We start from the raw sequence: 12,974 nt of genomic DNA on the forward strand, positions 1-12,974 counted from the left end.
GGTTCATATGGCACCGTCTCCCACCAGCATCGCAAACGTGGTCTTCGACATGGGCAACGTCCTGCTCAGATGGGAGCCTGCGTACTTCTCGCACCTCTTCGCGGACTCGGACGCCGATGCGGAGCTCATCCGCACGTCCCTGTTCGAGTCACCGGAGTGGCCCCTGCTCGATGCCGGCGCCATCTCGGAGGACACCATGGGACGAATCGCAGAGCTTCGCCTCCCCGAGGCCGACCGAGCGAGGCTCCGCCCCGTCCTCCATAGGACCTTCGAGGAATGGGACCTCCATCAGCGCCAGATTCCCCAGACCAACGACCTGGTGCGGCGCCTGCATGACGAGGGCATGGGAACCTACCTGCTCACCAACGCAGGCACGCGCTTCGCGCGTCAGCGCGGCAACATCCCGAGCGCAGACGTCATGGACGGCATCCTGGTCTCGGCGCACGAGCATCTCATGAAGCCGGACCCGGCCATCTACCAGCTCCTGTGCACGCGCTTTGGGCTCCGTCCCGAGACCTGCCTCTTCGTCGATGACAACCCCATGAACGTCGATGGTGCCGAGCGCGCAGGCATGGCCGGCTTCGTCTTCACAGGAGACGTCGAGGCGCTCGAGAGGACCGTGCGGCAGCAGGCCTAGGAACCGACGGCGGCAGGTCCCCCAGCCCATCCACACCTACAGCTCGGCGAAGGCGGGCTCGTGCACCACGCACACGTCCTCGCCCGCCATGAGCTCTCGCACACCGTCCAGGAACGCCCGCTCCTCGCCGGCATGGAACGCGACGGTGAGTTGCACGTCCTCGGCAAAGACCGAGTCGCCCACCTTTCCGCGGGCATCCGTCGCAAGGCGCAGCACGCGGTCGTAGGCCGCATAGGGAATGCAGCAGGTCACGCGTGTGACCAGGCACATCTCGACGAGCGTGCCCTCCTCGTGCGCATGGTCCAGCGCGGCCTGGGTCGCAGCCGCATACGCACGCACGAGACCGCCAGGGCCCAGGAGGGTTCCCCCGAAGTAACGGGTCACCACGCAGCACACGTCAGCGAGGCCTGCCCCACGCAGCACCTCGAGGACCGGCAGCCCGGCCGTCCGCTGCGGCTCACCGTCGTCAGAGCACCGCTCCCGCCCGTCAGCCAGGACCCACGCCGGCACGTTATGCCGGGCGTCGTGGTGGCGGCCGCGCACCTCGTCCACGAACGCCTCCGCTTCCTCTTCGGAGGAGGCATGGCCGAGGCATGCGATGAAGCGGCTGCGACGGTCCTGGACCTCGCCTGAGGCCGTGGCACCCACGCGCATCGTCTGGTATGAGTCCACGTTAGCTACGCGAGACCCTGATGATGCGGTCGCCCGCGCGCACGGTGCCCTCGGCGCAGGGCTCCACCGAGGCAAGCTCGGCCGTGTTCGATATCACGCAGATCACGACGTCGTCATGACCCGCGGCCTTGATCTTGTCGCGATCGAAGGTGACGAGCGCCACACCCGCCACCACATGGTCGTCCTTCTCGACCAGGCGCTTGAAGCCGTCGCCCTGCATGTCGACCGTGTCCACGCCGATGTGGATGAGCACCTCGACGCCCTCGTCGCTGGTGAGGCCGATGGCATGGTTGGTGGCCGTGGTCGCCGTGATGGTACCGGACACCGGCGCGTAGCAGATGTCCCCATCAGGCTTGATGCCCAGGCCCTGCCCCAGGATGCCGCCCGAGAAGACCGGGTCGGACACCTCGGCGAGCGGGACCACCTGACCACCCACCGGGGCAGCGGCCTCCCCGCCGGCCACGTGCACGGTGATCGGGTCAGGCTCGGGTGCCTTCTTGAACTTGTCGAACAGGCCCATGGCAGGGCTCCTCTCGTCGGTGGCATCGCGATGCCCTGCCCGACGGTACCAGGCAGGGCATCGGAGGTACAGGGGACACGATAGCCCACTGTCGTTTCTGCCAGGTCAACAAAGGCAGAAGGCGAGGTCAGTCGAGATCGGCCCCGTTGCTGGCGATGACCTTCTTGTACCAGTAGAAGCTGTCCTTGCGACGGCGTGCCAAGGTGCCGTTGCCCTCGTTGTCCTTGTCCACGTAGATGAAGCCGTAGCGCTTCTTCATCTCCCCCGTGCTCGCAGAGACCAGGTCGATGCAGCCCCACATGGTGTAGCCCATGAGGTCGACACCATCATGGATGGCCGCCTCCATCGCCTTGATGTGACGACGCAGATAGTCGATGCGGTAGGGATCGTGGATGGAGCCATCGGCCTCGACCACGTCGTTGGCACCGAGGCCGTTCTCCACGACCATGAGCGGGATCTGGTAGCGGTCGTAGACCTCCTCGAGGTAGTACGTGAGGCCATCGGGGTCGATGGCCCAGCCCCAGTCCGACTCCTCGAGATAGGGGTTCCTGGCACCACCGAAGACGTTGCCCTTCGCCACCTTGGCCGGGTCGGTCGAGGTCGTGGCGCTCATGTAGTAGCTGAACGAGTAGAAGTCGACCGTACCGGCTGCGAGCGTGGCAGCGTCCTCGTCGCTCACGTCGATATGGGCGCCGAACTGCTCCCAGAGCGACGGGGCCCAAGCCGGGTATGCGCCGCGCACCTGGACGTCCCCACAGTAGAAGTTGGCCGTACGCTGCATCCTCTGGGCTGCCAGCACGTCCTTGGGGTTGCAGGAGTAGGGATAGTCGGCCGCGCCCGCGATCATGCAGCCGACCTTGTTTGCCGGGTCGATCCCGTGCGCGAGCCGCACGCAGCGTGCGCTCGCCAGGAACTGATGATGAAGAGCCTCGAGCCGGAGCTGGGGGTCGTCCCAGTCGCAGGCGGCGCCCAGGTCGGCGGCCACATCCTTGCCTGGAGGCAGGATCCCTGCTCCCATGACATTGCCGAATGCACCCATGAGCAGGCAGTTGATCTCGTTGAAGGTGAGCCAGTAGTGCACGAGCCCCTTGTAGGCGGTCATGACGGTCTCGGCATAGTGCAGGTAGAAGTCGATGAGTCTGGGGCTGGCCCAGCCGTTGTAGTCCTTCGCGAGGCCATACGGCAGCTCGTAGTGCGAGAGCGTCACCAGGGGCTCGATGCCCTCGGCACGGCAGGCCTCGAACACCTTCCGGTAGAACTCGATGCCTGCCTGGTTGGGCTCGGCCTCGTCGCCATGGGGGAAGATCCGGCTCCAGTTGATGGAGAGCCGATAGCACTTGAAGCCCATCTCGCCGAAGAGCTTGATGTCATCGAGGTAGTGGTGGTACATGTCGATGGCGTCGTGGCTCGGATAGTTGTATCCGGGAAGGACCCCATCAGTGACATGGCGCGGCTCGCTCACGCTCCCCGCCGTGATGACGTCGGGGACCGAGAGGCCCTTGCCGTCGACGTCATAGGCGCCCTCGCACTGGTTGGCGGCCGTCGCCCCGCCCCACAGGAACCCCTCCGGGAATACACTGTCCATAAGCTCCTCCTTGGGTCATGACCATCGGATATCTGGGATACTACCCAAGTAGGGACAAGAATGGATGAGGCATCCATAAGCGGCAGGATGGATGCAGGATATCGGGAGGAACCCACATGGCCACCACATCACAGTCGAAGACGTTCCACACACTCGGGATACTCGGCATCATCTTTGGCATCATCATGGCCGCCATAGCTCTGCTGGTCATCGTCACCGAGATAGGCATCGACCTTGGGGACACCGACCTCGAGAAGGGCACCGTCCTCATCAAGATGACCACGATGGGCGTGAACGGCGTGCTCTTGGTCCCGCTGGGAATCCTCGCCGTCCGCAGGATGACCAGGACCTGCAGGACCTTCTCGATCATCCTCATGGTGGTCGCGGGCATAGGGGTCGTCATCGCGATCCTCGCGGTCCTCGCCAGCATGGGCAACTTCAGCTCCGTGCTCACGGCCGTGGTGGACCTGGTCATCCCCTATCTCTTCTTCGACCAGTGCAACAAGGTCCTCGCCGAGAAGGACGAGTAGGCCACGGGAGGTTCGCAGAGCCAAGACGGCGCCCACGGCAGCGGACCTGCCGTGGGCGCCGTTGTCTCGAGAAGGGGGCGACGATGGCCCGCTCTCGGTCACGAGCTACTTGCGAGTGACCTTTATTGCCACCTCGCCTGCCTTGACGGGACCCGCCGCACGGGGGTCCACCGAGGCGAACTCAGGCGTGTTCGAGATGACACAGATCACGATGTCATCATGGCCGGCCGCCTTGATCTTCTCGCGGTCGAAGGTGATGAGGGGCGTGCCGGCATCCACATGCTCATCGGTCTCGACCATGCGCCTGAAACCGTCGCCCTTCATATCGACCGTGTCGACGCCGATGTGGATGAGGACCTCGATGCCATCGTCAGTGGTGAGGCCGATGGCATGGTTCGTGCCCGTGGTGGCAGTGATGGTACCGCTCACCGGTGCGTAGCAGACGCCGTCCTCAGGCCAGATGCCGAGGCCCTGACCGAGGATGCCTCCCGAGAACACGGGATCGGGTACCTCCGCGAGCCCGACGGCACGACCGCTCGCTGGAGCAGCCGCCTCGTCAGCAGCGATGTGGACCACGACGGGATCGGGCGTCGATTCCTTCTTGAACCTATCGAATAGACCCATGATCAATACTCCTCACATAGAAGTGACGTGCTGCTGGCAGGTTCTACCCACGTACGGCCACGTTGTGGTCGATGAAGCCATCCGATTGCCCTACTTGCCGCAGGGGCTCGAGACCTCGGAGGAGAGTTCCTCCCTTTGCCTGGCCCTGCCTCGGAGGATCCTCTTGCAGAGCGCGTCGAGACCCCATCCGACATACCAGACCCCGACGAGCATGGCGACCCCGATCTGGAGCGGAAGCGTCCCGAGGTTCGCGAACCCGATGGAACCCATGATGGCAAGGCCGATCGCCCAGCCGCACAGCGTGCTCGGCAGATTGACCCATCGCCCAAGTGACGTCACGACGACCACCGTCACGAACCCGAGCACGGCCAAGGTCAGGAACGTCGAGAGGTCCGAGGGAAGGGGCAGGACGCCCATAAGCCAGATCGCAAGGACCGACACGGCATCCCCGAGCACGAACCCCAGGGACATCCTGGGAGCATCCTGCGCCTTGTTGCCATTGGCCACATAGACACCGGCGCAGATGAGCGCCACGGCCCCGGTCGTGATTCCCACGTGCCCTGCGAACACCGCCCAGGCGGGAGGGAGGATGGCAATTCCAAGTGCGGTTATGAGTGTTTCCTTCTTCACGTACGACCTCTCTCTCGGTTCCCTTATCGGTCATCCCCCACAAGCGGGGGACGGTCCCATGTCGATTCCGCCATCAGGCGCCAGCGACCTCGACCGCCCTCTCTCCGGCCATGCGTCCGGAGTTGATGGCGAAGCCCATGGTGTTCCCAGGCAGCGTGAAGTTATAGGAGTCCCCATAGATCGTGTTGGCGTCGGAGCCGGCGCTCAGCAGGCCTGGAATGGGTTCCTGGGCCTCGTCGAGCACCTCGCAGTACTTGTTGATGCGCACGCCGCCGACGGTCCCATAGGCACCGAGGTAGAACTTCCCTGCGAGGTACTTGCCCTTGCCTGTGATGGGATGCAGGAACTTCTGAGGCTTATGGAAACGCTCGTCCACCCCGAAGTCGCAGTAGTCGTTGTACTCGTCGATGGTGTCCTGCAGCTTGTCGGCATCGATGCCGAGCTTATCTGCAAGCTCGGAGATGGTATCAGCCTCGAAGTAGGCGGAGTAGCCCTGCTCCACAGCCTGCTTGGCCTGGTCGTCGAAGGAGAGGAACGCGTCTGCCGGATGGACGATATCGAAGATGTCAGGGCCATTCTTCTTATAGCTCCGGAGGATCCTCTCGTCCATGATCGCGTAGGCATAATGACCTGGTTGCATGCCGATGGCATTGCCCGTGAAGGTGGTGTTGCCCATGTCGCCCTCATTCATGAAGCGCTCCCCCTTCTGGTTGATGAGGAGGTTGGGCTGGCGGAGCACCGCATCGAGCACAAACCAGTTGAGGTTGTCGGGAAGCTGGTAGATGACCTCGATGTTGGGATTGAACTTGACGGCACCTGCCTTCCACATCATGTTGAGGCCATCGCCCTCGATGCCTGGCACCATGAACGGGAAGTAGTCCTCGGCAAGGTTGAGACCGAACTCGTCCTTGATCATCTGCTTGTTGTTGCCAAAGCCGCCTGTGGCTACGATGACCGACTTCGCACGGGCCTCGATCTCGTCCCCTGCGGCGTTGGTCGCATGAACCCCGACGACCGCACCGTCCTCCACGACGAGTTCGGAGACGGGGGTCTCGAGGTTGATCTGGACACCCAGTTCCTCAGCCCTCTTCGTCATGGCCTTGATCATGGGGCCGGCGACGCGCGGACCGATGACGCCGTTCTCTGGCTTCACGATGTGCCAGGTGGCCTCAGAGTCACGGAAGTAGCGGAAGGCACCGGCAAACTCCACGCCCATGTCCTCCAACCAGGAGATGGTGTCGGCCGACTTGTTGAAGTAGGTCTGGACCAGGTCCTCGTCCACGCGGTAGTGGGTATAGCGCATGTGGAGGTCGAGAGCCTCCTCGACAGTGATGTCGTTGAACGCCTTCTTCTGCACGTCAGTATCGATGCCCAGGGGACCCATGCCCATGTTGGCAGTGCCTCCCGTACCGTTCTCCTTCTCGAACACGAGGGCCTTGAGGCCGCCTTCCCCTGCCGCGATTGCCGCAGCAAGGCCAGCCGGACCAGCCGCCACGATGATGACGTCCGCGCTCATTTGCTTCATGTCATGCTCCTTCTCTTGTGTCACGCGATCTGATGGACAACTACGGGGCGCGTCGAGCGCGTCAGTGCCATCGCCCTACCGCCTTCTGAACCTTCCCACCCTCGTAAGCCGTTCGGGCAGTGGTGGCGTCCGCCCCTCCACACGCTTGATGGCTCCCTCGGGACACGCTTCCAGGCATGCCCCACACGAGTCACAGCCGAACTCATCGATCATCGAGATGAACCCATCACGACCATCGATGCATCCCTGGGGACAGGCATCGATGCAGTCACCACAGCCTTCGCAGAGCGAGGGGTCAACGTAGTATTTGAGGAAGGCCTTGCAAGCACCCGACGGGCACGTCTTCTTGCGAAGGTGGGCCTCGACCTCGTCGGCAAACATGTCGAGCGCGCTCTGGGCGGGATGGCACGCGACCTGCCCGAGCGAGCAGAGCGTCGAGTGCGGCATCGCCTCGCAGAGCTCGCGGGCGACATCAAGGTCGGAGGCCTTGCCCCGCGCAAGCGTGACCGCCTTGAAGGTGGTCTCGAGCTGATAGAGGCCCTCGCGGCAGAACGTGCACGTTCCACAGCTCTTCTCGCGGAGAACTCCCACCTGCTCGCATACGGCCTGCACGACGCAGTCATCCTCGCCATAGGCACGGATGGTGCCGTCGCCGAGGGCCAGCGTCGCGGGAAGGGGCTCATCGAGGATCGTGGCCGGGTAGAGCGTGTGGTTGACACACAGGAAGCGAGCGTCAGCGGCAGGGACCACGTCTCGCAGCGACGTGCCGAAGGGGACGCAGGCCAGACCATCTGCCGTGACGACGACCGCCTGGGGACCTGACCCCACGAGCGCGTCAGCCATGGCGGCGAGGGTCACGAGGTGGACCTTCACGTCTCTCTCATGAGCGTGTGCGCTCACCATGTTGTTGACCTCGACCGTGACCTCGAACCCCGCCTTGCCGACAGCCTCGACGATGGGTGAGGAGACCTCCTGGCCTGCATCGGAGGGAAGGACGAGCAGGACCGAACCGGCCCCGCAGACCTTGCAGACAGCGATGATGCCAGCGGCCACACCATGGGGATTGAGGACTCGCGACCTCGGCGAGCCCTCCAGAGCAATCGGCATTATCGAGCGCAGCGACCACGACGTCCGCTTGGAACAGGTCGTCGGTGACCGGATGCGCGCTCGAACCTGCACAGAAGACACCGGATACACGCTCACGCACGTCTGATGCCGACATCTCGCTTACGACCGCTGGTGCCTTGACATTGTCCTCAAGCATCACTCGCTCGCCTCCCCTGCGGAAACGCTCGTTTGCGGATAGTCGTTCCAGAGACGTGGGGGGTCTATCTGGAAGCGCAGCTCGCACTGGAGGCAACGACCCGCCTCGCATGCAGCGGTGGCCGGATCGAACACCTTCGACACAGCATCGAAGGAACGCACCCGCTCCCCTGCCGGAACCATCTGTTCGCTCTTTCTCTCCTGCGTAGCAAACCCCTCGATGCGACCGATACAGGGATTGGGCTCCTCGGCGTCCACGAGCGCCTCTGAGATGTCGCCATCCCCTCCCAAGAAACGGTCGATCTGCGTCGCCGCCTCACGACCCGATGCGAGCGCGTCAATGACGAAGCTGATCCCTCGCACGGCATCGCCAGCCGCGAACAGGTTGTCGAAGCCCTTGACCTTGAGGGAGCTGGATTGGTCGGTAAGGGCGATGGTGTTCGAGCGGCCGTGCTCGATCCCGGCAGCCTCATCGAAGTCCTCGCCTCGCTGCCCGACAGCGAACACCACCATGTCGACATCGAAGGTCCGCTCGGAGTCCTCCACCTCATCAAGCTCGAGACCCTGGGGGCCAAACGAGAAGCCGTTGATTCCCACGGTCCGGATGCCCGAGACATGACCATCCGTCGTAAGGACCTCGATGAAGCTCTTGGATGGGTGCACCTCGACACCCTCCTCCTTTGCTTCCTCGATCTCATCGGGGGTGGCCTTCATCTGCTCGGCGCTCTCGAGGCAGGAGAGCACGACCGTCTCCGCTCCCATGCGCAGGAGGGTGCGCGCCGTGTCGAAGCCCACCGACCCACCTCCGATGACGAAGGCGTGCCTTCCGGTCGGGAGGGGATCGCCCTTGTTGACGCTCTCCATGTACTCGATGGCAGTGCAGGTACCCGTGGCGTCGTTCCCAGGCATGCGCAGGCGCGTCCCCAGCGAGACCCCCGTGGAGACGAGCGCCGCATCATAGCGGGAGGCCAGCTCGGCCGGATTCGTGATCGGGCTGTCACAGTGGAGCTCCACGCCCGTCTCGAGGATGTCCGCGACCTCGGACTGGACGACGTCCTTGGGAAGCCTGAACGCAGGAATCCCGTACTGCATATAGCCGCCAGCCTTGGGCTGGGCCTCGAAGACGTCGACGTGATGGCCCTTCTCGGCCAGGTAATAGGCTGCCGTCATACCAGCAGGCCCCGCCCCTACGATGGCGACGCGCTTGTCGGTGGGAGGATCGTTACGCCGACGTCCCTTCCAGGCGGCCTCGTCGTCGGCCGAGGCCACATAGCGCTTGACCTTACAGATCGATATCGGCTCGTTCACCCTGCCACGCCGGCAGTCACCCTCGCACCGGTGGTTGCAGACATGCCCGAGCACCCCTGGAAACGTGAGCTTCTCGCGGATGACCGCATCGGCCTGTGCGGGCTTGCCCTCTGCCACGAGATGCACATAGCGAGGGATGTCGGTATGAGCGGGACAGGCATGCTGGCACGGGATGAGGGTGTCTCGCTTCTCCACCGCGTTATAGGTCTCTATGTCGCGGATGGACCCCGTGGGACAGACCTCGGCACAAGCACCGCAGAAACGGCAGTCGGCATCGCAGAGCAGCTTGTCATGGAGCGTCCCCACGTAGACTTCCATGTCCTCGCGCTTGTTGTACTCGAGGACGCCTACTCCGCGGAGGTCCGCGCAAGCCCTCACGCATCGACCGCAGAGGACGCAGCGGCTCATGTCATGCAGGAAGAGGTTCTGCTCCTTGACGGGGATGTTCTTCTGGCGCTCATGCATGCGCGTCGCTGAGACGCCCATGAGCTGGATGAGCGTCTGGAACTCACAGCTCCCATACTTGGGACAGACGGAGCAGTCGGCGGGATGGGCCGCGAGGAGGAGCTCCATGGCAAGGCGGCGGAGGTGGTTGACACGGTCGGTCGAGGTGCTGACCACCATGCCGTCCTTCGCCTCGAGCCTGCATGAGGGGACGGGGCCATCCCCTCCCTCATATTCCACGATACAGAGCCGGCACGAGCCTAGGTCGGGAAGGTCACGATGATGGCAGAGGTGCGGGATGTAGATTCCGTTCTGAAGGGCAGCCTCGAGCACGCTGGTCCCTTCGCGCACATCGACCTTCGTGCCGTCGATGGATATGGAGGCCATGGTCTCTCCTTTCGGGTTACGTCGAGCTTCCATCAGATGATTGCCATGGCAGCCTGATAGCCGCCATGGACCGCATCGGCCACCATGCCCGCCCTCGAGGAGTTGCCGACGTTCCACGTCTTGGCACCGCAGCGCTCGGCGGCAGCGACAAGGGTCGCGGCCTCCTTCGAGTTGGGCTCCATGCCGAAGGAGTAGAGGCAGGTATCCGCTTTGACGGTCACGCGCTCGCCATCGCGGTCGCAGAGGATGCCACCGGAGACGAACCCAATCGGCGTCGTCGAGAGGTCTTGGACGATGCCTCTCTTGTCCATCTCGTCGAGAAGCGCGTTGCGGTAGTAGCCGAAGGTCTCGCGAGCGATCCGGGGCTTACGGACCACCATCGTGACCTCATGGCCGTGGCGCGCGAGATGGAGGCCGACCTCGCACGCGGTGAGCCCACCGCCCGCGATCGCGACCGTATGACCGATCTCGTCCATGTGGTAATAGACATCGGAGGCGTTGAGCACGCCATCTATCCCGGGCATGTCAGGTATCCTGTTGTGCGCGCCGACCGCGACTATCACGGCATCTGGGGCCATGCCCTTGATGAGGTCCTCGTCGGCCACGGTGTCGAGCATGACCTTTGCGCCGCTCCTGCCAAGGTCGGCGACGATGACTTCCATGGCCGCGTGGAGGTCGACCTTGTCCTCGTCATGCTCGGTGAACAGGAGCTCTCCCCCGAGCCTGGGACCGGCCTCAACGAGCGTCACGTCATGGCCGCGCTCACAAGCCGTGATGGCAGCCTGCATGCCACCGACGCCCCCACCGATCACGAGGACCTTCCGACGTCCCTCGGGAACGGGGAGGCGGTCGGGATAGAACCCGAAGCCGGTCTTGGGATTGATCGAGCAGCTCCCCATGGCCGCAGGGCTATAGACCTCGCCGGCAGCCTCGGGACCGATCTGGTCCCAGAGCGGGATGTCGGTGGGATGCTCGCAGAAGCCGGGATAGCAGTGGAAGCATCTCACGCACCGGCGAATCTCGTCCTCATGCCCCTCGAGCGTCTTGTTGGGGAGGTCGGGGTCGGCGAAGCACTGGCGTGCGAACTCGACGAAGTCGGCCTTGCCCTCGGCGATGACCTTCTCGGCAAGCTCGGGGCCGTTGAACCCACCGATGGTGGCCACGTAGGACTTGCTCACGGCAGCCTTGACCTTCGCGGCATACTCCACGTTGAGGCCATGGGGCTTGAAGAGGTCGGAGAAGGTCTTGGTCTGGTTCCCGAGCCATTTGAGGCCGTTGGACACCTGGATGATGTCGACCATGCCGTCGATCTGCTTGCAGAAGCCCACCGTGTCATCGATGGTCATACCTCCAGGCACGCCGTCCTCCGCCGAGAAGCGCAGCTCGATGACACCGTCGTCTCCGATGCCTGCACGGCAGGCCTCGATGACCATCTTGGGGAACCGACTCCGGTTCTCGATGGAACCGCCGAACTCGTCACTGCGATGGTTGGTCCAGGGTGACACATACTGTTGGAGGAGGAAGCCATGGCCGCCGTGGAGCAGGACGCCGTCGAATCCGCACTCCTTCGCGAAGCGCGATGCCGTATAGAAGTCCTTGCAGACCTTCTCCATCATCTGACGGTCCATGGCATAGACCTTCTGGCCATCCTCGCGCACGACATCACAGGGCCCCCAGGGAGCAGGGGATTCCTCCGCGCGCGAGCCCTCGTGCGAGAACTCGAAGTACGCCAAGGCACCACCAGCCTTGATGCGGTCCGCATACTCCTTGCAGACGTCGAAGTCGCTGCCATAGAAATGGGTCATGTCGATGGCTCGCTCCTGGAAGAGCGTACGCCCCTCGTCGAAGTTGAGCGGCATCTCACCCGTCGACACGCAAGCGAAGCCACCCTTGGCACGGCCCTCCACCATGCGATAGATGTTCTCCTTGATCTCGGGGATGAAGTAGCTCGCGTGCACGAACATCGTCGGTGCAGCGATCAGGCGGTTCTTGTAGACCTTTCCCCTGATGGTGATTGGGCTGAAGAGGTTGGGATACCTGATCTCGCCTGGCTTCTTCTCGGTCAAAGCGATTCCTTTCGTGTGAACGGCTCGACATGGTCTTTTCTGATGGACGCTGTGCACGTTCGACTGGCGGGGTGGGTCGCGCGGGGTGCCCTCGCACGGGCCCTCCCCTCCCTTGCCTTCCCGACGCACGGGGAGCGATGGCCGGCCGGAGCGGCCGCCTCGCCTAGGAAGAAGGGCGCGTAGTAGAGACGGTTGAGAGCAGCCGCCACCACGCGGGGCTCTATGTCCGGCCTCTCGGCGAGCCAGAACTGGATGAGGCTGTGGTGGCCGGCGAGCATGAAGGCCAGGTAGAGGTCCCGCTCGTCGCCAGGCCCGAGCACCTCGCCCAGGCGGTCGGAGAAGTAGTCGCGCATGAAGGCCGTCGCCTTGTGCCGGAACGTGGGGTCCCCATGGGGCCCGTTCAGGGCGATGACCTGCTCCCTGTGGGACATGAGCACGTCCATGCGCGCGACCATGGAGGCCGTGGGCTCGAGCTCTGACTCCGAGAAGCGCGCCTTCAGGGCGACGTCGTTGATGGCGCGCATGTTGTCGAGGAGGTCGTCCTCGAAGGTCTTCACCACGTCGTCGACGTTGTCGAAGTGCCGGTAGAACGTGGAGCGCGACACCTTGGCCTGACGAAGCACATCGGCCACCCTGATCCTCGGGATGTCGTCCGTCCGCATGAGCTCGAACACGGCATCGGTGACCCGGGCGTCGACGGGGTCGCCTGGCTCGAAGTCGCCCATCCTCCTACCACCGTCCGCCATAGGAATCCCCCAAGCATGTAGAGGTTTATACCTAAGA

At 63.7% G+C, this 12,974-nt stretch carries 11 protein-coding genes and 2 pseudogenes; 2 read left to right on the forward strand and 11 right to left on the reverse strand.

Annotated features, from left to right (window positions below; all coding sequences use genetic code 11):
- The first annotated feature begins 7 nt into the window (after positions 1-7).
- Entirely contained in the window at positions 8-637 is a 630-nt protein-coding gene (locus LKE50_07685) for an HAD family phosphatase (GenBank protein ID MCH3968473.1), read from the forward strand.
- A gap of 36 nt (positions 638-673) precedes the next feature.
- Here LKE50_07685 and LKE50_07690 read toward each other — a convergent pair whose 3' ends face one another.
- The 3 genes from LKE50_07690 to LKE50_07700 all read right to left on the reverse strand — a co-directional run bounded on the left by LKE50_07690 (position 674) and on the right by LKE50_07700 (position 3,414).
- Positions 674-1,291: a YigZ family protein gene (locus LKE50_07690; protein ID MCH3968474.1), complete on the reverse strand. Its 618-nt coding sequence runs from the start codon at positions 1,289-1,291 to the stop codon at positions 674-676.
- Positions 1,292-1,310: 19 nt separating this feature from the next.
- Positions 1,311-1,829: a PTS glucose transporter subunit IIA gene (locus LKE50_07695; GenBank protein ID MCH3968475.1), complete on the reverse strand. Its 519-nt coding sequence runs from the start codon at positions 1,827-1,829 to the stop codon at positions 1,311-1,313.
- Positions 1,830-1,956: 127 nt separating this feature from the next.
- Positions 1,957-3,414 carry a family 1 glycosylhydrolase gene (locus LKE50_07700; GenBank protein MCH3968476.1) on the reverse strand — a complete coding sequence of 486 codons (1,458 nt, stop codon included), beginning with the start codon at positions 3,412-3,414 and terminating at the stop codon, positions 1,957-1,959.
- A gap of 116 nt (positions 3,415-3,530) precedes the next feature.
- Here LKE50_07700 and LKE50_07705 point away from each other — a divergent pair, with 116 nt between their 5' ends.
- Positions 3,531-3,944, forward strand: a complete 414-nt coding sequence (locus LKE50_07705; GenBank protein ID MCH3968477.1) for a hypothetical protein — start codon at positions 3,531-3,533, stop codon at positions 3,942-3,944.
- A gap of 105 nt (positions 3,945-4,049) precedes the next feature.
- Here the strand turns inward: LKE50_07705 and LKE50_07710 are convergent, their stop codons facing one another.
- From LKE50_07710 to LKE50_07745, 8 genes and pseudogenes are all read right to left on the reverse strand, one after another.
- Positions 4,050-4,568: a PTS glucose transporter subunit IIA gene (locus LKE50_07710; protein ID MCH3968478.1), complete on the reverse strand. Its 519-nt coding sequence runs from the start codon at positions 4,566-4,568 to the stop codon at positions 4,050-4,052.
- A gap of 90 nt (positions 4,569-4,658) precedes the next feature.
- Positions 4,659-5,198 (reverse strand): DUF1097 family protein, encoded by a 540-nt coding sequence (locus LKE50_07715; GenBank protein MCH3968479.1) that lies wholly within the window; start codon positions 5,196-5,198, stop codon positions 4,659-4,661.
- 73 nt (positions 5,199-5,271) lie between these two features.
- A complete protein-coding gene (locus LKE50_07720; GenBank protein ID MCH3968480.1) occupies positions 5,272-6,723 on the reverse strand; it encodes an FAD-binding protein in 1,452 nt (483 codons plus the stop codon).
- Between the two features lie 75 nt (positions 6,724-6,798).
- A complete protein-coding gene (locus LKE50_07725; GenBank protein MCH3968481.1) occupies positions 6,799-7,776 on the reverse strand; it encodes a 4Fe-4S binding protein in 978 nt (325 codons plus the stop codon).
- 210 nt (positions 7,777-7,986) lie between these two features.
- Positions 7,987-9,192, reverse strand: a pseudogene (locus LKE50_07730) (FAD-dependent oxidoreductase).
- Between the two features lie 102 nt (positions 9,193-9,294).
- Positions 9,295-10,125, reverse strand: a pseudogene (locus LKE50_07735) (2Fe-2S iron-sulfur cluster-binding protein).
- A 32-nt stretch (positions 10,126-10,157) separates the two neighbouring features.
- Positions 10,158-12,191: an FAD-dependent oxidoreductase gene (locus LKE50_07740; GenBank protein ID MCH3968482.1), complete on the reverse strand. Its 2,034-nt coding sequence runs from the start codon at positions 12,189-12,191 to the stop codon at positions 10,158-10,160.
- Positions 12,188-12,937 carry a TetR/AcrR family transcriptional regulator gene (locus LKE50_07745; protein MCH3968483.1) on the reverse strand — a complete coding sequence of 250 codons (750 nt, stop codon included), beginning with the start codon at positions 12,935-12,937 and terminating at the stop codon, positions 12,188-12,190. Before LKE50_07745 ends, LKE50_07740 begins: the two co-directional genes overlap by 4 nt.
- Between the last annotated feature and the right edge of the window lie 37 nt (positions 12,938-12,974).

The organism is Atopobiaceae bacterium (assembly GCA_022483015.1).
In the GTDB taxonomy this organism is placed as follows: Bacteria; Actinomycetota; Coriobacteriia; order Coriobacteriales; family Atopobiaceae; genus JALCUE01.